The following is a 21,727-nucleotide window of genomic DNA, read 5'->3' as shown; positions in this document are numbered from 1 at the left end:
TTCACGGTCAGGACTTCCGGTTGCGCGAACTAGAACTCCGCTTCCTTGCTGGCAGCAGGCTGCAGCACTTGCTGCCCCACATCATTGCCGATGCTTAGGAACCCGATCCCGCCCGACAGCCCTTGCGCTCGCATGGGTTGCGATTGGACGACCGAAGAATAATCCGCAAAGAAATCAGGCTTGCGCCATTGCGCGGAGATCGATTCGCGGCTGCCGCCCAGATCGTTGTTCCAAGTTACCGCTTTTTCCGCACTGGGTGAACCGAACTTGCGCTTGAGCAACTCCATCACACGCGGCTGCGCCTCGAACCCGGTGGTGTTGAAGCGCAGGGCGATCACTCGCCCGTTGCGCAGCAGAACCAAACCGCCCGCACCTTCCAGAGAAAAAGCGTCGCCTGCGCCCGCGCCGATCGCCATGCCGATGGGCGCCACCCACGCCGGGAACTCCTCCGTGGCGAAGACCAGGTAACCGTATTCGCCTGCCGCGAACTCGGTGTTGCCTACGGCCATGTTTGTCGTGCCGGGCGCGACGCACAACCCTGTTGCCGGCGGGGTGGCCTTCGGGGGTTCCGGCGGCGGGGTCATCAGCTTGTTGAACGCCCTCGCCCCTATCCCTTTGTTGCTTCTGGGGGCAGCTGGAGCAGGCACGGATATCTGGCAAAGGGGCAGCGCCAATGGTGCCCCTAATTTGATTCCGAAAATGTCAGGTTCCGCCGCAGAGACCGGGACGGTAGACGCCATGGACAGTAGAACGACAAGCGAACTGGCTGCTGCAGTGAAACGCATAGGGCAAATCCATCCTGGATCATGGTTGAGGGGGAGTATATCCCCTATGGGAGGCCTGATCCTGGCGACAAGCTTGGGATGGCCTCACCCCCAAGCTTCGAAGGGGAGAGCCCGGCTCTACGCTGCGCCGGGTGGCATCGCGCGCAGGATCGCCTCGACCCGGCGGTCCAACGCTTCGCGTTCGGCATCGGATCCCAACCGTCTACGTGTGGCCTGCTCGAAAGTGCCCTCATAACACCAGCCCTGCAGCAGACAAAGCCTGCTGGCAGGCGGGCTCTCTGGTCCGCACTCAAGGCCCATGCGGCATGCCGCGACCTGCCAGGCGCGACCCGCGAGCTCGCCGTCGGCTAGAGCCGTGTAGGGCTCGGCAACTTGCATGCCGAAGAACTCACCCATGGCATCACCCAAGGCGAACATCGCCGCAGGATCGTTGGACGCCAGCACCTCTTCCAGCAGGGCAGCCGCTTGCACCTTACTCAGTGGTGGCTGTGGATTGAAGACGGTCTCCGCGACCCGTGCAGGCAGATCGCCGCCTTGTGCCGCCTGCGCATACAGTAGGCGCATGTCTTCCCATTCGATCGGTGCCCCGTCCTCCACGGCAGCGCACTCCTGCAGAGCGTGTTCCAGCAGGTACCCCAACACGGTCGCCTTTTCTTCGGTCTCCGCGCTCCGGATGCTGCGCTGGATCCGCTCCTTGTACTGTCCGACGTTTGGATTGATGTACATGCACCTGTCGTAGGCCTGCGCGAGCAGACGCTGAGAGGCTGGGTCGCCCGCGTCAGCGCGCTGCTTCAGGGCCAGGAACCAGGCGCGCTGGGGGCTGGTCTTGGTGGAGTCAGGCCTTTGCGAGGAACCGGCTGTAATTGGCGGTGCGGGCTCGTGGGCCGGCGTCTCCGCTTGGGCGGTATGGGGGGGGAATGAGGTGGGCTTCCAAGTCAGCCACACGACCAAGGCCAGGGATGCTGCCGCCAGTGCCGGGAAAATGCGCTTTGCTGCCATGAACCCAGGTTCGTCCGTCGATCGTCCCTCATCTTAGCGTTTCACACGGAACGCCATTACGGCAGCCGGGGCGTCGCTGCCGGCGCCCCGCTTGTTGCCCTCTCACCCGGCCGGCCCCAGGCTCAATGCCGAGCCCGCGCATCCACAGCTAACCGCTTGGTGCCTACACTTGGCCCATGCCTCCATCCACGCACAACTCCACGCCCGTTATGAAGCTCGACTCGTCGCTGAGAAGGAACAACGTCGCAGAGGCGACTTCGGCGGGCTTGGCCATTCGACCGAGAAGAATCGGGGCGACGATTGATCTACGCATCTCATCAGGGACTCGCTCCATCATCTCGGTATCTGTGGGCCCTGGGGCCACCACGTTGATGCGGATTCCGCGGGGGGCCAGTTCTGCCGCCCATGTGCGTGCATACGAGCGAAGGGCAGCCTTCGTTGCGGCGTAGGTTCCGTAGTTTGCGATGCCGAGTGAGCTTGCTACCGACCCCATCAGCACCACCGCTGCGCCCTCTTGAAGCAAGCCAAGGGCTTTCTGAAGGCCAAAGATCTGGGCGCGTACGTTCACGGAGAAGTGTCGGTCAAAGTGTTCTTCGGTCACTTCGGCAAGTGATGCCGGCTCACTCAGGCCTGCATTCAGTACGAGGGCGTCGAGACGAGTGAACTGGCTGCCAACCTCTTTCATTACCCGATCGATGTCTTCACGGACGCTTGCATCGGCGACGATGCCACGGCCACCTGGACCTATCGCTGCGACGCCCTCCTCCACCTGTTTGCGGTCACGCCCGGTGATGAACACCGTTGCGCCCTCCGCGGCGATCCGAGCAGCCACGGCTAAGCCAATGCCCCTGGCGCCGCCAATGACCAGGGCAACCTTTCCTTCCATCTTCTTCATTCGTGAGCACCAGTAAAAACCAAGAGTGCTGCTAAGATATACGCTGGATATCAAGTATCAAGAACGCACCATGGCTAGCCTAGATATACCCGGTGATACCTGTTCGGCTGAGAGCTCTGCGAAAGTCCTCTCTGACATGGCGCAGGTTCGACCCATGCTGGAGAAGATCGCGGACAAATGGACGATCATGATTCTTACCGTGATCTGCCCAAAACCGTCCCGCTTCAACGAGATCAAGCGCCGATTGGACGGAATCACGCACAAGTCTCTCGCAGACGCGCTTAAGCGCCTCGAGCGACATGGTCTGGTAACGCGGACCGTAATGCCGACCGCACCAATTGGCGTCGAGTATGCGATCACCCCTCTTGGTCACTCTCTGAAGCAGCCCTTTGAAGCGCTGTGTAGCTGGGCCTTGAAGAACGGCAGTGAGCTTGAAGCCGCATGCACACGGTACGACCAAGGCAAGCATTGAACTTGCGTAAGCCTGCGGCTCCCATTGGCGTGTTGGGCCTGAACGCATTCGGGTCGGTAGCAATCTTGCTTAGTGCGCGCTCGCTGCATCAACGAATGCAGAGAGATCTCGGTTGAAGCGTGTGGGCTTCTCGAAGAAGGGCGAATGGCCTGACCCTGCATACAGTTCAACTGTGGCCCTGGGATAAAGTTCCTTCGCCCGCGCTGCGGAGGCGCTTGGCTGAACAAGCGCATCCTGCTCACCGTAGATGAGCAGTAGCGGCTTATGCATCGAACCAAGTCCTTTGGCAGCATCGATCGACATGCCGTGGACGGCGCTCTGCATCTCGCTTGATGCCATGGCCGCAGCGGCGATCGTGCGCTGGAACGTTGCGTCGTCAGGCGCCGTACTGAAACATAGCGCGACGAATTCCTTCTCGCCTTCAAGATGCAGTCGCAGGTCCGATGACGCCATGCCGCTGTAAACGGTGGGTTGAGCGACGAGTTGTTCCGGCTTGAGTTCGATGACCCCGCCTACATACACCGCGCCCGCAATCTGTCCGTCCCCAAACGCAGCCAGATAGTTGGTGATGACAGCAGCCCCGAGCGACCACCCTACCAGCACAGGCTCGCGTGCGCCGGAGTCCCTGATTACGGCCGCGAGGTCATCCGCCCAGCGACGGCCCTCGCGGTAAGCGCCCAGCTCCACTGGCTTGTCGGACAGGCCGTGTCCGCGCAGATCAAAGGTGATCAAACGATAGCGCTGCAACCCAGGACTATTAACCTGTTTGTCCCAACTGAGGTGACTACCCAGCAGCCCGTGCACAAAGATGATGGGCTGCCCCTGAGGATTTCCCGCCTCTTGAACAGCGATTTTGACTCCGTCCGGTGACTCAACTGTGTAAGCCCGGTTTGCGCCGTGCGCAAGCAGTGGTGCCAGCAACAGAGCGATGCAATAGAGCCAGGTGTATCGAATGGATGAGCCTGGGGAAAAGACCATGGATAACGAACCTCATTGAGCGGAACTCAGAGGCTAAACGCTGACACTAGTGTTAGAGTCAAGTAGACGTTTCCAGGATTTCGCGATGTCCAAGCAACCCAGTAATGACCTGATGAAGATTGGTGAGCTAGCCGAGGCTAGCGGCGTCAGCGTGCGTTCGATCCGCCACTACGATCAGCATGGGATGTTGGCATCTTCCCGATCGGGAAATGGCTACCGCGCGTTTCAAACGGTGTCGGTCAACCAGGTGAAACAAATACAGCGCCTTATTGCGGCAGGCTTCAGTTTAGAGGAGATCCGTAGCTTCCCGGAATGCATGCTATTGATCGAAGGTGCCTTGGCGTGCCCAGAAACCAGCGAGACACAGCGCAGGAGGCTGGCGATTCTAGATAAGCAGATCGAGATGCTGGACAAGCAGAGGTCTCGCTTGCGTGCCATGCTTGTAGCTTCTACGTAAGAGCCTGCGATGTCCGTCTTGGACGCCGCCGTTACAAGTCTGTTCCACGCCCGATACGCCCGCCCTTGCTGATTGACAGCCCTCCACTGCCCACTCGCCAAGGACATGGATCACACGCGGCGGCGTAGGGCATCCCGGCGTCTGGGCGATATGCCGTGCAGGATGGCGGTAAGTACACTCACGTGGACGCTACCGCCGCGCCGCTCGATCTCTCCAGATGTTGCACTAGCAGATGGTTTTCCACGACGTTGAGATCCACTTGTACGGCACGGAGCCCCGGCGCCATAGCATTTCCTTGTCCGATTCCCGGAGCAGGCGCGGCTCCCCTGTCGGTCGAAACGCGTGGGCCCTGCCGGCGGTTGCCCTTTCAATCTTCATGCTGAAAGCTCCCATCAACGTCATAGCATCACCATCTGGCTATGCGAACACGGGCCGGAGCCCTTAACGCTCCCGCAAAGCCTCTTGCCCGTGCTGTTGCAGCGGGCTCAGCAGGTAGTCGATTACCCGCCGCTTTCCGGTCTTGATTTCAGCGCTCAGCGTCATGCCTGCGCTCATGGCCACCACCACGCCGTCGATGTCCAAGGTACTGCCGTCGAGGCGAATGCGGGCAGGAAATACCAGGCCCAGTTGCTCATCCTGCGCCGCATCATGCGATACGCTGACGACCTTTCCGGTGAGATATCCATAGCGTGTGTACGGGAAGCTCTCGATCTTCACCGTTACCGGCTGGCCGGGACGCACGAAACCGATGTCCTTGTTGAGGACGCTGGCTTCGACTTCAAGCGCTTCCTGTGGTACGACGGCCAGCAATTCCTGCGCTGGCGTCACCACCCCGCCTACGGTATGAATAGCCAGTTGCTGCACAGTGCCGTCGACGGGCGCACGCAGCGTCATCAGCCGATCACGCTGGTCGGCCTTGGCAAGCTCCGGCGTGCCCTGCGCAACCTGCTGCTCGGCTTCGCGCAGTTCGTCCCGGGTCTGACGGCGGAAATCGGCAACCAGCACGCCCAGCTCTTCTTCGGCGGCGCTGAGTGCGGACTCGATCTCCCGCAGCCGATTTCGCTGGGTGGCCAGGTCGCGCTCGGCCGCAATGCGTTCCTGCTCGCGCAGCAGGTACTCGTGGCGGCCCACGTACCTGCCCTCGACCAAGCGACCGTAGTCCTCTGCCCGAACCTTGGAAATGCGTGCCGACTCGGAAAGCGGCGCGATTACATCGCGCGTGGTCTGCAATTCGGCGCGCCGCTGGCCGATCGTGGCCAGCAGGTTGTGGCGTTTGGCTTGCAGTGCGTCGAACTGGCTGTTGGCCAAGGCCTGCTCGGCGGCGAAGCGCTCAGCCGGCACGTCTGTCGCCGGGGCCAGCTGGGGCGTCGTGCCGGTGTCGATCGCCTTGTCCAGCGCCGACAGGCGCAGCGAGGCCAGGCGTGCCTCGGTCAGGGTCTTACGCACCTGCAGAAGTTCGGCGCCTGTCGCGGTGGCATCGAGCTCAATCATCGGCTCCCCTGCCCTCACCTTCTGGCCGTCACGCACGAGGATGCGACGTACGACCGCGGTTTCGGCCGGCTGCACGATCTTGGTCCGTGAATCGACCACCATCCTGCCGGGCGCCACTGCGACGATGTCGAGCTTGCCGATCCCTGCCCACAGCAGCGCCACCACGAAGAACGCGATGATGACCCGCATGGTCCAGCGCGCCGTCGGAGAAACCGGGGTTTCAATGAGTTCCAGGTGCGCCGGCAGGAACGCACGCTCATCTGCATGCCGCACCGGCGTGTCCATTTCGCGGCGCGACTCCCATGCAGCGCGAAACACGCCGAGATAGCGTTGCGCGAACGCCTTCCATCCTGCAATCGCATGCTTCATGGCGTTCCCGCCTGCAGCCGGTGCAGCCGTGCATAGTGGCCGTCGGGCCGATCGACCAGCTCGGCGTGCGTCCCAGTCTCGACAATGCTGCCTCTCTCGACGACCACGATCCGGTTGGCGTGGCGTACGGTGGAGAGCCTATGCGCGATGATGAGCACGGTGCGACCCTTGCATATCGAACGCATGTTGCTCATCACTGCGTGCTCGGACTCGTAGTCCAGTGCGCTGGTGGCCTCGTCCAGGATCAGGATGCGCGGGTCGGTGATCAGCGCCCGCGCGATCGCCACGCGCTGCCGCTGTCCGCCTGACAACCCTGCGCCGTGCTCGCCCACCACGGTGTCATAGCCCTCGGGCAGTTCGGCGATGAAATCATGCGCGCCGGCCAGTTTGGCTGCGTGGATCACCCGCTCCAGCGCCATGCCCGGATCGGCCAGGGCGATGTTCTCGCGAATGCTGCGGTTGAACAGGAAGTTTTCCTGCAGCACCACGCCGAGCTGGCGTCGTAGCCAGGCCGGGTCGGCCAACGCAAGGTCATGTCCATCGATCAGCACCCGGCCGCGCTCCGGCGTGTAGAGCCGCTGCACCAGCTTGGTCAGCGTGCTCTTGCCCGAACCGGAGCGGCCGACGATGCCAATCACCTCGCCTGCCTTGATCTCCAGCTCAATCCCGGCGAGCACTTCCGGCGCCTCCGGGCGGTAACGGAAATGCACGCGTTCGAAACTGACCCGGCCCAGGATCGGCGGAAGCGCCATTCGACTTCCCGGCACTTCGGTGCGGGTGTTGAGGATGTCGCCCAAGCGCTCGACCGAAATGCCGACCTGCTGGAAGTCCTGCCACAGTTGCGCAAGACGGATGATCGGTGCCGCCACCTGCCCGGAGAGCATGTTGAAGGCGATCAGCTGCCCGAGCGACAGCTTGCCCTCAAGCACCTGCTTGGCGCCGAAGAACAGGATCGCCACGCCCACCAGCCTCTGCACCAGTTGCACGCTCTGCTGGCCGATGGTTGCCACACGCGTGACCCCGAAGCCGGCGCTGACATAGCCCGCCAGCTGGTTGTCCCACGTGCGGGTGGCACGCGGATCGACCGCCATCGCCTTGACCGTACCGATGCCGCTGATCGTCTCGACCAGGAACGATTGGTTGTCCGCTCCGCGGGCGAACTTGTCTTGCAGGCGGCGTCGCAGCACCGGGGTAATGCCGGCCGAGATCAGGACGTACACTGGCAACGACAGCACCACGACCATCGTCAGCCAGCCGCTGTACCAGAACATCACTGCCAGGAAGACCACGGTGAACAGCAAGTCCAGCACTGAGGTCAACGCCTGGCCGGTGAGGAATGTGCGGATGTTCTCGAGTTCGCGCACTCGCGCGATCGTGTCGCCGACGCGGCGTGATTCAAAGTAGGCCAGCGGCAGCGCCAACACATGCCGGAACAGGCGAGCACCCAGCTCCACATCGATCTTGCTGCTCGTGTGCGCGAATACATAGGTACGCAAGCCGGTAAGTACGACTTCGAACACCGCCATGCAGACCAGGCCGATGGCGATCACGTCCAGCGTCGTCAGCCCGTTGTGCACCAGAACTTTGTCCATTACCACCTGGAAGAACAGTGGTGTCACCAGCGCAAATAACTGGATGAACAACGAGACGATAAACACCTCCAGCAGCATGCGCCGGTACTTGATGATCGCCGGGATGAACCATGTAAAGTCGAAACGTGCCAGCTGTCCCAGAACCGAGGCGCGCGAAGCGACCTGCAGCAGGCGTCCGTTGTAGCGATGCCGAAGCTCATCCAGCGAAATCTGCCGGGGACGGCGTTCAGCCAGGTCATGGATCAGCGCCTGCTCACCCTGGATACGGGCGATAAGGAAAGCGTGACCGCCAGTGTCCCATGCCAGCGCCGGGAAATTGGCCAGCGACAGGCGCGATGGTGCCAGCGTGGAGACCTTCGCCTTCAGCTCGAGCTTGCGCGCAGCAAGCAACAACGTGGTCTCGTCGAAGGCCTCGCCATTGCGGCCAAACTCATGCGCGAGCTGTGCGGCATCGGCAGCGACGCCGTGGAACTGCGCGAGCAATACCAGGCCGCGCAGGCCCAGATCGAATTGCGATTGGTCGGATGCAGCGCTATCGCCTTCGGCGCCCACGACCTTGAGTGCAGCGGTCCCCTGTTGCATAACGTCCCTGCTATGCGGGCCCGGCTGGGCCTTGTCTTTCAAGCATCCCTATAAATGGCGGCCCGTGTCAACACATGGCCGCAAACTGCGATCGACCGCTCACTTTCACGGCTCGCCAAGCCGCAACCTGGTACTCCGCGCCCTTGCTGGGAGCAGGCTGCAGCACTTGCCGCCCCATATTACTGCCTCCGCGAAGGCCCTCAAAAAAAGTACGTGACGTGCCAAGCCATGACCCGTAGCCGTTTGTATAGGTCAGGACAAGAATTGCACGAAACTACCGCGGTAGCCGCCTCGCCTGGCGGCTACCGGGTCCTGGGCCCCCAAGGGCCCTCCTGCACCAAGCGGCTAGAGCTCCATCACCGCAACCCCATACTTGTTGGTTCGTTGGCTCGCCGACCCGCTGTGTAGCCACGGTGCTGCGTTAACGAGCGAATCTGCACCAGCGTCGTTGGCCGGCGGCAGCACCGCGGCCTCGCTGCCAAAGCTTCCCATGCTGTCCACCAACTGCTGCACTTCTGAGCGCGGGTGTGGAGGTTCGCTGACGCGCGGAGGAGTGGGCGGCGCTGAGGCGACCAGGCGCGAATCCAGCGAAATTGGCTGGGCCTGCGGCGCGGTGAGGCTTGGCGCGGCTACGGCGAGTGCCGGGACTTCGCCCCGGTCGAAGGCGTCCATGGCCAGGCTCAGCGCGGCAGACTCCTGGATCGGCAAGGCAGCAGCGGCGCCGGCAGCCGCTGCCGCATCCAACGTGTTTGCTGCCTGCGTGCCTGCCGGCAACGGAGTAAGCTGCCCGGCTATCGTGGCGGCGGTGATGGCATACCCGCCATCACCGGGCTGGACGTAGCTGATGGCACGCTCACCTCCCAGGAAGTGCCCCAGCACTCGCATCTGCTGGTTCGCATTTCCATCCACCCGCACGATCAGGTCATCGCCGTCGCGGTGATACGCAATCCGACCGCGTGCGATTCCGTCCAGATAGAGCCAGTCGGTACCGCCACCGGTGTTGTCGATGGTGTCGGCACCCGAAGAGGCATTGTAGAAGTAGGTGTCATCTCCGGCGCCGCCGAACAGCATGTCGTCGCCGTCTTCGCCTACCAGCTGGTCAGCCCCCGCCCCACCGATCAGGATGTCTTTGCCCGAACCGCTGAAGCTGCCATTGCCGCCGGACAGGTAATCATCGCCATCGCCGCCCTCGAGCTTGTCATCGGCACCCATGCCGAACAGCGTGTCGTTGCCCGCCAGGCCCTTGATCAGGTCCCTACCGCTGGTGCCGACGATCTGCTCGCCTGCAGTGGTGCCGGTCTTGACCGAAGGATAGTCTGCATCGTTGCCCGTGCCTGGCGTACCCCCACCATTGTCGCCACCGCCGCCATTGTTGCTGACCAGGGCGTTGATGGCGGCCGTGTTCAAGGCCGAGCCGCTGGCAGGCTGCAGATAGTCGAGCGCGAGGTCGCCGCCAAGGAAGTGGTCGGTAATCGTGACGCGCTGGTTGGCACTTCCACCTACGGTGATCAACAGGTTGTTGCCCTCGCGGGTCAAGGCCAGCTGTGCAGTGGTAATGCCGTTCTGGAAGATCAGCCAGTCGGTGCCGCCGCCCACGTTACTGATGACGTCGGTGCCGCCGCCGTATACATACTGGTCGTCACCGGCGCCGCCGGTGAGAGTGTTGCTTCCATCTTCACCGCGAAGCGTGTCATTGCCGAGGCCGCCCTCCAGTACATCATTGCCCGAGCCGGTTCCATTGCCATTGCCGCCGGACAGGTAGTCGTTGCCCTCGCCACCACGCAGGGTGTCGTTGCCGCCCATGCCGAACAGCGTGTCTGCACCACCCAGGCCTTCGATCAGGTCCTTGCCGGCGGTGCCGACGAGCTGCTCGCCTGCGGCCGTGCCCTGGATGACCTGGTCGAAGCCGCTGCTGCCACCGGCGACGATCTGGTTGATCTGAGCCCCGGTCAGGGTAGTGCCGCCATTGGGTTGGACGAAATCGATGGCGGCATCGCCGCCAAGGAAGTGGTTGCGGACCCGCACGGCCGGCGTAGTGGACTGGTCGACGGTGATCAACAGGTCATCGCCATTGCGCGAGAAGCTCAGCCGCTCGCGCGTGACGCCGGCACCGAAGAAGATGGTGTCGCTGCCGCCGCCGGTGTTATCCACGATGTCGCTGCCGCTGGCGGCGTCCACCAGGTAGGAGTCGTTTCCGGCGCCGCCGATGAGTGTGTCATCCCCTGCTCCGCCACTGAGCGTATCGTTGCCACCGGCGCCGTTGAGCACGTTGGCCGCTGCATTGCCGGCCAGGTAGTTGGTCAATGCGTTGCCGGTGCCGTTGATGGCGCCGGTCCCGGTCAGGAACAGGTTTTCCACTTCCGCAGCCAACACATGGCTCGCCGACGCCTGCACCTGGTCGGTGCCGCCGCCCGCGGCTTCGACGATGCTGTCGTCGGCGTGGTCCACGATGTACACGTCATTGTCCGCGCCGCCTGCCATCAGGTCGCCGCTGGTGCCGCCGTCAAGGTAGTCGGCTCCATTGCCGCCATTCAGCTCGTCCTGGCCGTTACCACCCCACAACTGGTCGTCGCCGTCCGCGCCGATCAATGTGTCATCGCCGTCTTGGCCGGAGAGCCGGTTGGCTGCCGCGTTGCCGGTGATCTGGTTGGACAGGTCATTGCCATTGCCGGTGACGATGCCGTTGGCGAGTATCAGATGTTCTACGCCTGCCGACAGAATCAGGTTGCTTTCGAAGCGGCGCTCGACCGTGTCGATGCCCTGGGCTTCCTCTTCGATCACCCTGTCCTGCGCGGATTCGGTCACGTAATAATCGTTTCCATCGCCGCCGTATAGCCAGTCTGCACCACCACCGCCTTCGAGGCGATTGTTGCCGGCATTACCGCGAAGATCGTTGTCCAGCGCATTGCCGGTGGCGTTCCAGTCACCAGATCCGGTTAGTTCCAGGTTTTCGATGTTCTCCCCGAGCTGCCAGCTGAGCCCGGCGAGCACCGTGTCGCTACCCTCGTTGGCTTCCTCGACGGTCTGATCAAGGGCGGTGTCGACGACGTAGATATCGTCGCCGAGGCCACCCACCAGTTGGTCGGTGCCCGCGCCACCGTCGAGCCGGTTATCGGCGCTGTTGCCGGTGATCAGATTTTCCTGCTCGTTGCCGGTGCCCTCGACGGCTTCGACCAACAGGGTCAAGGCTTCCACGTGCGCGCCGAGCGTATAGCTGTAACCAGCGCTGTGCACCGTGTCGTAGCCCTCGCCCACGTACTCGATGATCTGCTGGGAGTCGTCGGTGACCAGGTAGGTGTCATTCCCCACGCCGCCGTACAGGCGGTCGTAGGCGCCGGCTCCGGTCAGGGTGTCATTGCCCTCTCCGCCATGCAGGTCGTCGCGGAACTCGCCACCCAGCAGTTGATCGTCGCCTGCGGTTCCCGACACTACATTGCGCAGATAGAGCGTCAGGCTGGAGTACGCACGCTGACCCCAGCTATCCACGCCCTGGATCTCGACATAGAGCTCGTTCCCGCCATTGGGCGGCGTGCCGGTGAGTTCGCCGGTGACTGCATCGATGTTGAGCCAGGCTGGGGCGTTGGCGCCCAGTGCGTAGGTCAGCGTGTCGTCAGGACTGTCGCTGAACATGCCGGCCGGCAAGGATGCGGCGAAGGCCGTGCCCCCGACCATCTCGAAGTCCAGATAATGAATCTGGGTCTGCGGCGGGTTGTTGGTGTACGGCAGCTGATGCAGTTCGCCCCTGCGAACGGTTCCGTCCGCGAATAGGAAGAAGAACCTGTCGGTGTTGCGGCGCAATACAAGTTGGTCACCCTGCTCCATCCAGTAGCTGCTGACGATCAGCTGATCGTTGGGGTCATCGCCCACCTGGACCACCAGGTCCAGCCCGTCGCGACTGAAGGTCACGTCATCCGGGTCAATACCGGCGGCGAGCCGTATGCGATCGATGCCGGATTCCTGCCAGGCGTCGACCGTGTCGCGCCCGTCTCCTCGCGCATAGTGGAAGTCATCATTGCCGTAGCCGCCGATGAGCAGGTCATTGCCCGTTCCGCCGTACAGATCGGCACCGCCGCTGCCTGCGCGCAACTGGTCGTTACCCTCTTCGCCGTACAGGTAATCGCGGCTGGCATTTGTCGAGGTGTTGGGCTCGCGTTCTCCACCATCGAGAGTGTCGTTGCCCGCACCACCTCGAAGTTCGTTGCTGAAGCCATTGCCGGTCAGCACATTGTCGCCGGCGTCGCCGCGCAGGTTGGCGTGGAAGGTGCCACCGCTGTGGGTGCCTCCGGTGTTCGCGTCGTACACCAAGTTGTTGCCCAGCTCGAGGTTCTCGATGTTGGTGTAGTCGGAGAGCTCGTACCACTGGTTCTGCGGCGTGCCGGGCTCTGGTGCTTCGATCACCACGGTGTCGCTGCCCTCGCCTGCCAGCTCTACGGCGGTGTCGTTGGCACTAAGGATGTAGCGGTCATTCCCCAAACCGCCATACAGCATGTTGGCGCCAGCCGACGTGCGTCCGTTCAATGTGTTGTTGGCTGCATTTCCCCAGCCGGTCCAGTCGCCATCCCCTACCAGCTCGAGAATTTCGATCTGGGACAGGTTTGCGATGGAGTAGGACAGGCTTGCGCGCACGGTGTCGATCGAGCGTGGCGCATCCAATCCCCAGTCAGCTTCAACGATGACATCGCCAAGGCTGTCGACCACATAGGTCTCGTTACCCTTTGTGCCGATCAGGGTGTCATTGCCGGCGCCGCCATCGAGCAGGTAGTAGTGCGAGTAATGGTCACCGTAATACGGGAGCGTGCCGAACTGGATGACGTTGTCGAGGTCATTGCCGATCAGCCTGCGCGGGATCTGGACGATCCACCCCGGGTACTCCGGGTTGTTCCAGTGCCACCTGTCAAAATTGAACACCGCGACGAGGTTTTCTACGTTGTCCGGGAGCGAGTACGAGTACGACTCGGCATAGACGGTGTCGATGCCTTCGTTTGCAAACTCGATGACGTTGTCGGGGGAGTTAGAGTATTGGTAGCCCTCCGAGATGTAGTATCGGTCGTCACCAGTTCCGCCCCTGAGGACATCGACCTCCTCGTCGGTATTCGAATTCGAATACAGCTGGTCGTTGCCCGCGCCTCCGTCGAGCACGTTCACCCCGCCCCCGGCGTCGAGAACGTCGTTGCCTTCGCCGCCGAACAGTTGGTCGTCGCCTTCCTGACCGAAGATCCGATCATTGCCGCCCAGCCCGTACACGATGTCGTTGCCGCCGCCGGCACTCAGGTTGTTGTGCGCGTCTGTGGCTGTGTAGGTCTCAGCATCGGCGGTACCGATCCAGGAGTGCTGGTTACGACGGAAGTCCTGTGCAGACAGCCAAGTGCCGTCATCGAACTCGATGATGTGGCTTCCGTTCTGGGAAGAGAGGAAGCCGTCCAGGACCAGTGCCTGGTAGGCACCGCCAACGAAGAACCCGATGATCAGGTCGTCACCTGTGATCTGGGTGCTCTGGATCATTGCGCTCGTCAAGCCGCCGCCTATGCGGATGATGTCACTGCCGGAGTCTGCAGCGCCGAGGTTCAGGATGCGGTCGTAGCCTCCATCGAAACCATAGTGGTAGATGTCATTGCCGAGGCCGCCATCCAACGTATCTGAGCCAAACCCGCCGTGGAGAACGTCATCGCCCGCTCCACCGAACAGCCTGTCGTTGCCGGACATGCCAATGAGCACGTCGTTTCCAGCACCGCCATACAGGCTGTCCCCACCTTCTCCACCGGTCATGGTGTCGTCGCCGCTGGTGCCGTGCACCAGCACAGGAATGTCCAGCAGCTCCTCAAGCGAAGCGCGGTCGGCCACATTGATTCCACCCACCGCAATGCCGCCGGCTCCGGTTGAGGCGAAGTAGTCGTGCACCACCACTGCGTCGGCGCCACGGTAAGTGATGATGAGGTCCAGCCCGTACGCCTCGTAGTGGAGGCCAGCCTGGTCGATGGTAGAGCCGAACGTGATGGTATCCGCGCCGGGGTTACCCGGCTCAAGGTAGATGTGATCGACGCCGAACCCGGCTTCAAAGTGGTAACGGTTGGTGCCGCTACCACCGAGCAGGACGTCATTGCCTGCGCCGCCGGTCAGCAGGTCGTCGCCCTCACCGCCGGCAAGTCGGTCGTCGCCCTCGCCGCCCTGCAAGTCATCGTGGCCGTCGTCGCCGTTGAGGATGTCATTGCCGAGGCCACCCAGGACCAGATCGTCCCCCTCCGCGGCGGAAACGACGTCATCGCCATCCTCGCCGTGCAGTGCGTCATTGCCGGTGCCGCCGTAGACGGAGTCGTTGCCCGATCCGGCGTAGACACTGTCGCTGCCATCGTCACCATCGATGGTGTCGTTGCCCGCTCCGCCGTAGATCGTGTCGTTGCCCGCTTCACCATCCAGGGTGTCGTTGCCATCACCGCCGTCAAGCACATCGTTGCCGATCCCGCCGAGCAGCAGGTCCACGCCCGCGCCGCCACTCAGGCGATCATTGCCGGCGCCGCCCTGCAGCTCGTCGTTGCCCAGCTCTCCCGCCAGCAGGTCATCGCCATCTTGGCCGAACAGGCGGTCGTCATGGTTTCCGCCAAACAGCGCGTCCTGTCCCACGCCGCCCTGCAGCTCGTCTTCGCCGTCTCCGCCGTGCAGGGTATCGTTGCCATCCTGTCCCCACAGCAGGTCATTGCCGGCACCGCCATCCAGATAGTCGGCTCCACCATTGCCCACAAGCTCGTCATCACCGCCTTCGCCGTAGATAGTGTCATTACCGTGGAACTCCGGGGCCACATCGCCGTTGGAACCGTCACCGAACAGGAGGTCGTTGCCCGAACCACCGCGGATGACATCATTGCCGCCGAGCCCGATGACAGTGTCAGCGCCGTCGCCGCCGTCAATAGTGTCATTGCCGTGCAACGAGCCATCTAGGCCGATGGAATCGCCGACGATGACGTCTACTCCATTGCCGCCCCGCAGGGTGTCATGGCCGCCGTCGCCATAGATCTGGTCGTCTCCGTCGCCGCCATCGATGAAATCGTCGCCCTCCACTCCGGTACTGGTGTAAGAGAAGCCCAAGCCGTAGTCGACGCGGTCGCCCTGCAGGATGTCGTCCCCTGCGCCGCCGTCGATGACGTCGTTGCCGCCTTGCCCGTAGATGCGGTCGTTGCCCGAGCCGCCTACCAGGGTATCGTTGCCCGATTTGTTGGCTCCGCTTGAGACCCGGGTGGAGAGGTACTGCCAGATGCCGCCGGCCGCCGCAAAGTCGTCCCCAAATATGAGGTCGTTGTCTTCATCGCCGCGGATGTAGTCGTTGTCAGCGCCGCCGATGAGCAGGTCGTTGCCGGTGCCGCCACCGATGATGTCATCGCTCTCGCCGCCGTAGGCGATGTCTGACCCGTCGCCAGCGTCGATATCGTCTTCACCACTAGGCAGCAGCTCAGGGTTGGTTTCCACCCATGGGGTTTGCCCCGTGTTGTACGCCGCACTCACCTGGAAGTTCATAAGGTTCTGCGTTGCATCACCGATGACGGCGGTTCCACCGTCGACGTGGGTGAACCAGCCTTTGCCGTAGCTGAGCACGTCGGCGCGTGCTCGGGTATCGTCGTACCACTTGTCCAGGTCGGCCGGTACGGTCCACGCCGCAAGCAACGGCTCACCGAGGATGACATCGTCGCCCAAGCCGCCGATGAGGCGGTTAGTGCCCGGGCCGCCCAGAATCAGGTCGTTTCCGTGACCGCCGTCGACCCAGTCGTCACCGTAGCCGCCGTCCACGGCGTCGTTGCCGCCCAGCGCGCTGATGACGTCGTTGCCGCTGGGCACCTCGTCCGGGTCCCCGTCGTGACCAACCTGGTCATCGTCGTTGGAGAGGGCGTACGGATTTTCCGGCGTGCCTGGCTGGCCAAGTCCGGGAAGCGTAATGGCGAGGTCGCCGTTGGACCAGTTCCGGACAATGATGCGCGCGCCGGTTTCGCGATGGGTCAGGATGAGTGACGAGGTGTCGCCGGTCCCGACCACCTGGAGACGGAATGCCCTGTCCTGCGTTTCCCAGCCGAGGCCGTCGCGGGAGACATGGTTCACCGAGAGGTCGCCGATCGCCACGTTGTCGAATGTGATCTTGCCGAGGCCGTCGGTGTCTACGATGACATCCTCCCACCCACCGATGAAGTCGGTGGAGTGGAACTCGTAGGTATCGAAACCGATGCCGCCCTCGAGTCGATCCGATCCGCGGCCGCCTTCCAGCGTGTCATTCCCCGCACCGCCGTTCAAAATGTCGTAGCCCTGGTAGCCACGCAGGGTGTCGTTGCCTGCACCGCCGCTCAACCTGTCCACCAGTTCGGCGCCATTGAGGGTATCGTTACCCGAGCCGCCGATCAGCAGGCTGGCGTAACTCTGGAGGTACTGCGCGCTCAGTTGGTCGTCGCCGGAGGTGCCGAACCTGAGGTAGTCGCCCATGGCCGGCAGGTAACTGCCGCCGCCATGCTGGATCTGTGCAACGATGGAGTTGTAGGCATCTTCGCGGAGATCATCGGGCTCCTTGGCGAACTCGAAGAAATCTTCGATCAGGTCATTGGCAATGGTGCCGCCTAGAATGCCAGCCAACGCACCGATCACCGCGATGCCGGCAATCACGGGCCAGGTGACTACACCCGCGGCGACCGCGGAGGCGGTGAGGACGCCGGTGACGACCATGTTCACGTTACTGGCCGCAAGCACGGCTGCAGCGGCGGACAGGTCACCCTCGGCTACTTTCTGACCGATTTCGATATAGTCGAGCCCGTCGCCGATGATGCCAAAGACCTTCTCGGCGCCCCCCAGTGCGACCTTCTTGGCCTGGTCGTCCAGTGAGCTGATCACACCACCGGCGAAATCCTTCAGCGATACCGCAGGATCCGCGTCCCGGTCCAGCACGGCCAGCTGAGCCTGCGCGTTGGAGATCATGCCCTGGCACCACGCCTGCAAGTCTGTCCTGCCCTCCGACCCGAATCGGGCCTCGTAGGTCTGGAGCAGCTCGATGTTCTGCTCCAGCACTTCTACGTAGAACGAATACACGTCCGCTGGCGCCAGGGTCTGGGCGCCATCGGCAGGCGTTGCACGGTCCAGTGCAAGCTTCAGGGTGGCGGCCAGCGCAGCGGAAATTTCCGTCAGCAGCATCGCCGTGACGTCATCGGGTCCTTCAGTTGCCATCATCGTTTCCTTTCGGTGATTGAACGTAGGGTTGCGCGCAGTCGCCGCTGGGCTGCGTCTTTCATCCAGGCACGCACTTTGCTATTTCGTAATGCGGGCATTCACGGGTTGCGCCCCACCGGCAACCGAATGGTCTGGCTCAAAGGAGCGGCCGATGCGGCAGTGTTCGCGCATCGGTTGTCGGGCATCATCCTCAACGCCCTGCCAACCCCTGATACATAACATCCGTGCTATGGAGCCCTATGCTGGGCCCGCCGCGGAGCATCTCTTGAGGCAAGGGAGAATGTCAATCGAGCGCAGCAGAATGTGATGGAGTGCACACCTTATCGGTGCCCCAGTGTCCTTTGCTTCCCCAGCGAACAATGAAAGTCTGATTGTTATGGTTCCGTGAAGCCTAGTCCGACCGTTCCAACTGCGCTCTACCGCACCCATACGGCGGGTTCGCCCATGGCCCGTCGGCTTCAGTGACTGGCATGTCTTTCTAGCAGTTGGTTTTCGACGACGCTGATATCCACTTGTACCGGTCGGAGTCCTGGCGCCAAAGCATTTCCTTGTACTGCTCCCGGATCAGACCCGATTCGCCCGTCGGTCGAATGTAGCTCAGCAGATTCCCGCGCCTGCCGACCCAGCCCGGCTGCAGGGGCACGACACGCCACGCTTCTCCGCCAACCGATATATACTTCACATATGGCGACGTTGGGCGACCCATTTCGTACCAGGTGCCGCAGAACATGTGAGTGGCCACGACTGACCAGGTCGATGAAGCCGGGTCGTAGTCCATGACGACCGGAACCAGGGGAGATCGCCACACGGGTGGCTTGGCAGCACCTTCCACTTGCGCGATCCGCAGCGTGGTCTCCTTTGGTTTCCAGCCGGTTGCACGCATCGCGATATCGCGCGTGATGGTTCCCTTCGCGGTGCGCTTCACCACGATCAGCCGGCCGTCGGACAGCCGCACTTCCTCTTTCCACGATTCACTCATGCGATTGCAGCCGACCATCGTTACCACCGGCATGCACAGCAGGATCAGGCGCAAAACGTGGACCCAGGTAGCGGTCGCCCCTGCAATCTTAATGCTGATAGCCCCCGTCATCGTAGAAGAGTCGTCTGGACGCGTGAATGCCGGCTTGGGTCGGCATTTTCGACACTTAGCCCCTATCGCCGGCGGAGACGAGTGCCAATGCGGATTGATCAACGGCCGCTCGCACACAGGAGTCTCCCCGTTGCCTTGGAGAGGGTCACATTCCACTTCCGTACCTATTGCAGGAATCTCGGCAGCACGAGCGGGCGCCCTGCCCCAGCATTCAGAGGTCCAGCTCCAAGACGTAGTCACCTGTAGCGCTATCGTAGGAGCGAAGCGAAAGCGTGACGCCGTCGGTGAGCGGCGGCATCGTGGTGCAGCCGGCCAGCACATACACTGCCGCGAAGATCAGATACTCCTTCATGGCGCTCATCCTGCTAACGGGGACGCTCAGGATTGCTCTTGGTTGCCTTGGATTCGCCGTGGTCGCGAAAGCCTGGCGCCCGGTCAGGCATCTTTACGTCTTCAGCGCCCCGATAGGCCAATGCTACAAATGCCAGGCCCGTGGTTGCAGATACGGCCAACGGTATCATGTAGATACTCGAGTCGGGCCAGTCGCTGAACCATATGTACAGCCCAGGTAGCATGGAGATTGCGAACGCTGTCGCCGGCCCGGCGAGGCGGACTTTCAGCGCCAGCCAGAGTGCAGGAAGTCCATACACCAGAAGCAGCGGCACCATGACTATGTAACCGAGTAATGAGAATTTCAAAGCACTGGCGATGAGCGCCAATGTCCGCGAAAGTGAGGCGTACTCGAACAGGTCGATCAGGACGATTGGAAGTGACCCCATGAGATATCCGGCGGGGACACCAACCAATGCTGCGACGAACAGGTTGCGATAAGGGCGATTCGGCGGACGGGATAACAGGTTCATCGGGCTTCCATGCGTCGATTGGGCGGATCCCCGCGGTCGACTATAGCCATCTGTGCCGGGGTCGGCCAGCGGTGGGGTTGTATCCCGATCAACCGCCGGGCTGGTGATCATCCCTTTGGGGCATGACCTTGAACGCAAGCAGCGAGTTTCTATAGTTGATTAATGCAACGTCCCCTATGGGCCGGGTTCGGGCCACTGCAGCCACGTGCCCTGCTCCATTATCTGCAAAGCGACATCCCGCTTGCTTGCGCCCTTGAGGGTCCGGGGCGACGCTGCCGCCACCCCGCCTCGACGCTCACCTATCCAACCGGCCCCAGCTTCCAGCTGCCACCCGTCTTCTCAAACCGCACCATCGCCTTGGACAGCGCTTCAGGCGACGGGTCTTTCGCGAGGACGAACAGCTCGCGCCCGACACCCAGGTACATCCGCGTTCCGGGCTCGACGCCCAGCCCACGCATCCACAGCCCCCGCGCTTTCAGACAGGGAATCGTCGGGCAGCCGGGATAAGTTTCGAGTCCGTCGTGATGAAGCGCATTGATCATTACGCTCTTCGGCGCGCGCCAGAAGCCCCGGAGAAGGGCGCGTTGTTCGGGGGTCAAGCTCGTCCAGTCGTCGTGCATGATGGTTCTCCTCTGTGTTCTCCCTCGCCGGGATGGCGAGGGAGTCGGGAGGTTCAGAACCGTGAAATGCACAAAACGGTGCGACGTGTTTCCGCAAGGGTGTTTTATTCCGCCACCCTCCCGACACAGAACGTGCAACTGACAATGTGCATTCCGGGTTCTGACACCCAAGACACACCATGCGACAGACGTGAGGGTACTGGAACTCGACGTCGTCCGGTCCCGGTTCACGGCATCAATTGGTTCGCGAAACGGCATGTGCCGGGCAAATCATTTCGTGCGAATCCGTGCACCGTCACGCATTTACCGAGGCACCCGGTCTCAGTTCCAGAGCTACTTGCGCTAGCAATAAAAGTTCAACCAACGACCCGTGACCTTGTCGCTCCCAACCTACACCGCGCACCCACAGCAAGATCCCGCAAACGCCCTCCCCCGCCCTGCGCTACGCTGCCACCCAGTCACTGGCACGGAGCAGGCGTCATGGGAGCGGCACGCAAGTCCTTGTGGTACATCGAGAGCCACTTCGCCGAGAACCCGTCGCTTGCGCAGATCGCGGAGGCGGTTGAGCTCTCGCCGTTCCACCTCTCACGCCTGTTCCAGGTCAGCACCGGCACCTCGATGGCGCGCTACCTTCGCGCGCGCCGCCTGACCGAGGCGGCTCGCACCCTGGCCGCGGGCAGCGTACCCATCCTGGATGTCGCCCTGGCCGCTGGCTATGCCTCGCATGCGGCCTTTACCCATGCCTTTACGGACCAGTTCAAGCAGGCGCCGGAGCAGGTGCGCCGGGAAGGCCTGCACGGACTGGCGCTGGTGGAGGCCATCAAGCTCGACGCCCCACCCCTGCCCTGCGAGGTGGAGCCGGTACGCCGGCGGCTGGGCCCACTGCGTGTGGCAGGCATCCGCGCCCGTCATACCGCTGCGACCGTGGCGTCCATTCCCTCGCAATGGCAGCAGCTGGCGTTGACCCTGGAGCTGGGCAAGGACATCGCCTTCGGGGTCTGTTGCAACCGCGATGGCGAGGGTGCCTTCGACTACATTGCCGGCATGGAGATCGGTGCGAGCGCCGCCGTGCCGTCGGCCTGGCATGCCGTTTCCATCCCGGCCGGGGACTATCTGGTGGCGTGGCACGCTGGGCACATCTCCAAGATCCGCTCCACCTGGTTCTGGCTGTTGAACGACCACCTGCCCCGCTCCGGCCTGACGTTGGCAGACGCACCTGATTTCGAACGCTATGACGCCCGCTTCGACGACCGCACCGGACACGGTGGCGTTGAGATCTGGCTGCCGCTGTCCAACCTGAGTTGACCCAAGGAGATTCTTCCGTGCGAGTACTGCCACACGC

General features: G+C 62.5%; 14 protein-coding genes. 3 read left to right on the top strand and 11 right to left on the bottom strand.

Annotated features, from left to right (window positions below; all coding sequences use genetic code 11):
* Window positions 1–29: 29 nt before the first annotated feature.
* From ACQG3P_RS01065 to ACQG3P_RS01055, 3 genes are all read right to left on the bottom strand, one after another.
* Window positions 30–509, bottom strand: a complete 480-nt coding sequence (locus ACQG3P_RS01065) for a hypothetical protein (RefSeq protein WP_426803937.1) — start codon at window positions 507–509, stop codon at window positions 30–32.
* Between the two features lie 393 nt (window positions 510–902).
* Window positions 903–1,784 carry a hypothetical protein gene (locus ACQG3P_RS01060; RefSeq protein WP_426803936.1) on the bottom strand — a complete coding sequence of 294 codons (882 nt, stop codon included), beginning with the start codon at window positions 1,782–1,784 and terminating at the stop codon, window positions 903–905.
* 163 nt (window positions 1,785–1,947) lie between these two features.
* Window positions 1,948–2,679 carry an SDR family NAD(P)-dependent oxidoreductase gene (locus ACQG3P_RS01055; protein ID WP_426803935.1) on the bottom strand — a complete coding sequence of 244 codons (732 nt, stop codon included), beginning with the start codon at window positions 2,677–2,679 and terminating at the stop codon, window positions 1,948–1,950.
* A gap of 154 nt (window positions 2,680–2,833) precedes the next feature.
* Here ACQG3P_RS01055 and ACQG3P_RS01050 point away from each other — a divergent pair, with 154 nt between their 5' ends.
* Window positions 2,834–3,151: a winged helix-turn-helix transcriptional regulator gene (locus ACQG3P_RS01050; RefSeq protein ID WP_426803934.1), complete on the top strand. Its 318-nt coding sequence runs from the start codon at window positions 2,834–2,836 to the stop codon at window positions 3,149–3,151.
* A gap of 69 nt (window positions 3,152–3,220) precedes the next feature.
* On the opposite strand, the gene ACQG3P_RS01045 is transcribed toward ACQG3P_RS01050, so the two are convergent.
* Window positions 3,221–4,129 (bottom strand): alpha/beta fold hydrolase, encoded by a 909-nt coding sequence (locus ACQG3P_RS01045; RefSeq protein WP_426803933.1) that lies wholly within the window; start codon window positions 4,127–4,129, stop codon window positions 3,221–3,223.
* Between the two features lie 85 nt (window positions 4,130–4,214).
* Between ACQG3P_RS01045 and ACQG3P_RS01040 the strand changes: the two genes are divergently transcribed.
* On the top strand, window positions 4,215–4,586 hold the full coding sequence (locus ACQG3P_RS01040; protein WP_426803932.1) for a MerR family transcriptional regulator: 372 nt from the start codon (window positions 4,215–4,217) through the stop codon (window positions 4,584–4,586).
* 441 nt (window positions 4,587–5,027) lie between these two features.
* Here the strand turns inward: ACQG3P_RS01040 and ACQG3P_RS01035 are convergent, their stop codons facing one another.
* From ACQG3P_RS01035 to ACQG3P_RS01005, 7 genes are all read right to left on the bottom strand, one after another.
* Window positions 5,028–6,446: an HlyD family type I secretion periplasmic adaptor subunit gene (locus ACQG3P_RS01035; RefSeq protein WP_426803931.1), complete on the bottom strand. Its 1,419-nt coding sequence runs from the start codon at window positions 6,444–6,446 to the stop codon at window positions 5,028–5,030.
* Window positions 6,443–8,620 (bottom strand): type I secretion system permease/ATPase, encoded by a 2,178-nt coding sequence (locus tag ACQG3P_RS01030; protein ID WP_426804028.1) that lies wholly within the window; start codon window positions 8,618–8,620, stop codon window positions 6,443–6,445. Before ACQG3P_RS01030 ends, ACQG3P_RS01035 begins: the two co-directional genes overlap by 4 nt.
* A 345-nt stretch (window positions 8,621–8,965) precedes the next feature.
* The gene (locus ACQG3P_RS01025; protein WP_426803930.1) at window positions 8,966–17,809 is read right to left on the bottom strand and encodes a putative Ig domain-containing protein; all 8,844 of its coding nucleotides are present in this window, start codon (window positions 17,807–17,809) and stop codon (window positions 8,966–8,968) included.
* 481 nt (window positions 17,810–18,290) lie between these two features.
* Window positions 18,291–18,845, bottom strand: a complete 555-nt coding sequence (locus ACQG3P_RS01020) for a hypothetical protein (protein ID WP_426803929.1) — start codon at window positions 18,843–18,845, stop codon at window positions 18,291–18,293.
* 268 nt (window positions 18,846–19,113) lie between these two features.
* Window positions 19,114–19,254, bottom strand: a complete 141-nt coding sequence (locus tag ACQG3P_RS01015) for a hypothetical protein (RefSeq protein ID WP_176472679.1) — start codon at window positions 19,252–19,254, stop codon at window positions 19,114–19,116.
* 13 nt (window positions 19,255–19,267) lie between these two features.
* Window positions 19,268–19,765, bottom strand: a complete 498-nt coding sequence (locus ACQG3P_RS01010; protein WP_141236273.1) for a DUF4175 domain-containing protein — start codon at window positions 19,763–19,765, stop codon at window positions 19,268–19,270.
* A 299-nt stretch (window positions 19,766–20,064) separates the two neighbouring features.
* A complete protein-coding gene (locus ACQG3P_RS01005) occupies window positions 20,065–20,385 on the bottom strand; it encodes a hypothetical protein (RefSeq protein ID WP_426803928.1) in 321 nt (106 codons plus the stop codon).
* Window positions 20,386–20,865: 480 nt separating this feature from the next.
* Between ACQG3P_RS01005 and ACQG3P_RS01000 the strand changes: the two genes are divergently transcribed.
* A complete protein-coding gene (locus ACQG3P_RS01000; protein ID WP_426803927.1) occupies window positions 20,866–21,690 on the top strand; it encodes an AraC family transcriptional regulator in 825 nt (274 codons plus the stop codon).
* Window positions 21,691–21,727: the final 37 nt, after the last annotated feature.

The organism is Stenotrophomonas sp. SrG (assembly GCF_050031795.1).
Taxonomy (GTDB): Bacteria; Pseudomonadota; Gammaproteobacteria; order Xanthomonadales; family Xanthomonadaceae; genus Stenotrophomonas; species Stenotrophomonas rhizophila_A.
The sequence above is the reverse complement of the archived record's forward strand: the minus strand, read 5'-3'. Positions and strand labels throughout refer to the sequence as shown.

Bases quoted from the DNA above. Each gene is read 5' to 3' on its own strand.
- ACQG3P_RS01040 (WP_426803932.1), top strand. From the start codon at position 4,215: ATGTCCAAGCAACCCAGTAATGACCTGATGAAGATTGGTGAGCTAGCC.
- ACQG3P_RS01005 (WP_426803928.1), bottom strand. From the start codon at position 20,385: ATGCACGACGACTGGACGAGCTTGACCCCCGAACAACGCGCCCTTCTC.
- ACQG3P_RS01030 (WP_426804028.1), bottom strand. From the start codon at position 8,620: ATGCAACAGGGGACCGCTGCACTCAAGGTCGTGGGCGCCGAAGGCGAT.
- ACQG3P_RS01045 (WP_426803933.1), bottom strand. From the start codon at position 4,129: ATGGTCTTTTCCCCAGGCTCATCCATTCGATACACCTGGCTCTATTGC.
- ACQG3P_RS01010 (WP_141236273.1), bottom strand. From the start codon at position 19,765: ATGAACCTGTTATCCCGTCCGCCGAATCGCCCTTATCGCAACCTGTTC.
- ACQG3P_RS01055 (WP_426803935.1), bottom strand. From the start codon at position 2,679: ATGAAGAAGATGGAAGGAAAGGTTGCCCTGGTCATTGGCGGCGCCAGG.
- ACQG3P_RS01050 (WP_426803934.1), top strand. From the start codon at position 2,834: ATGCTGGAGAAGATCGCGGACAAATGGACGATCATGATTCTTACCGTG.
- ACQG3P_RS01035 (WP_426803931.1), bottom strand. From the start codon at position 6,446: ATGAAGCATGCGATTGCAGGATGGAAGGCGTTCGCGCAACGCTATCTC.
- ACQG3P_RS01060 (WP_426803936.1), bottom strand. From the start codon at position 1,784: ATGGCAGCAAAGCGCATTTTCCCGGCACTGGCGGCAGCATCCCTGGCC.
- ACQG3P_RS01025 (WP_426803930.1), bottom strand. From the start codon at position 17,809: ATGGCAACTGAAGGACCCGATGACGTCACGGCGATGCTGCTGACGGAA.
- ACQG3P_RS01000 (WP_426803927.1), top strand. From the start codon at position 20,866: ATGGGAGCGGCACGCAAGTCCTTGTGGTACATCGAGAGCCACTTCGCC.
- ACQG3P_RS01015 (WP_176472679.1), bottom strand. From the start codon at position 19,254: ATGAAGGAGTATCTGATCTTCGCGGCAGTGTATGTGCTGGCCGGCTGC.
- ACQG3P_RS01065 (WP_426803937.1), bottom strand. From the start codon at position 509: ATGGCCGTAGGCAACACCGAGTTCGCGGCAGGCGAATACGGTTACCTG.